The organism is Caballeronia sp. LZ003 (assembly GCF_031451465.1).
Lineage (GTDB): Bacteria > Pseudomonadota > Gammaproteobacteria > Burkholderiales > Burkholderiaceae > Caballeronia.
Map to the genome: position 1 here is coordinate 1 of NZ_JARUXJ010000063.1, position 1101 is coordinate 1101.

Here is a 1101-nt window from a genome sequence, read left to right on the forward strand (position 1 = left end):
ATCCTCCAGCGCGTAACGTCGTATCCATGCGCACAAGCGCGGCAACAGCGCCGCACGCTCGTCTCGTACGAACACGTCTTTTACGCGCCCGCGCTGACCCGGAGCGCGCACGCCTTTGCGGCGACGGAACAAGGCGGGATCGAAGAAGACAAGAAAATGCCAATGCGGGGTGCCGTCGTGATTGGGCTCCGCGATACGAAAGCCGTACCACTTTACGCCGTGATTGCCAAGGAACGCGCGCAGACGCGCGAACATACTCGAAAGATAGGACTGCGCTTCGTTCGGTAGCGTGCCGTCGTATCGCGGGTTCTCTCGCACGTTCTTCACGTACCACCGGCCTTTCGATCGAACGGATCGCTTGCCCTTGGTGAACTTGTGCATGCGTGATGGGCATGTCACCGTAAGGAACAAGCCGATGTGCCCGAGCTCGCGTGCGATTGCCTCGCATCCATTGATGCGCGTCATGAGTTCGCCGCGCTTGATCGCAGGGTTCGATACTGAGCGGGCGCGTAAGTCAGCCAAAGAAAGACACGCGCCTTCTTCGTTTGTTGCAACTATCCGTTCAAGCATTCGTTGGGTCCGCTTGTGCTGCTGCACGCGCCTTTTGAGGGATTCATCGCTCACGTACGAACCCATCTTTGCGTTGATAAACCCAAGTTGCATCGCCGCGGCTTCGAAGAACTTGCGGTGCATGACGCGAATCACCTTGCGCCACCACTTCGCGCAGGTCATGCGCAAAATTGCCGGCTTATCCATCGCGCCCGCGATCGTGCCGTTACGCGTGATGCGCATCGGCTTGGGTGGCTCGCAATTGAACCTGCGCACGATGTCTTCCAACACCGCGCGCCGATTCTTCACATCGGTAATCTTGGAGGCCATCGTCAAACATTCGCGAGCCTTCCTTTTGGCCGTTTCGCGAATCAAATCGTCGTCAGCATTCAGCGGCAAACGTAGCGCGTTGAGGCGCTCCGTGATATTCAGCAAAAACAGGTTTGCAGTGCGACGCGCATCGATCTGACGTGACGCGTGCCGCTCACGCCACTGCTGTGTGATGTGGTCACGCCAACGAACCGGGAAGTTTCGGAGTCGCTTCCCGGCCCA

At 58.4% G+C, this 1101-nt stretch carries 1 protein-coding gene; it reads right to left on the bottom strand.

The annotated features are described in order from the left end of the window. Positions 1–879: replication endonuclease (locus QCE79_RS32910; protein WP_309851641.1), on the bottom strand; the 879-nt coding region annotated here is incomplete at its 3' end. Positions 880–1101: the final 222 nt, after the last annotated feature.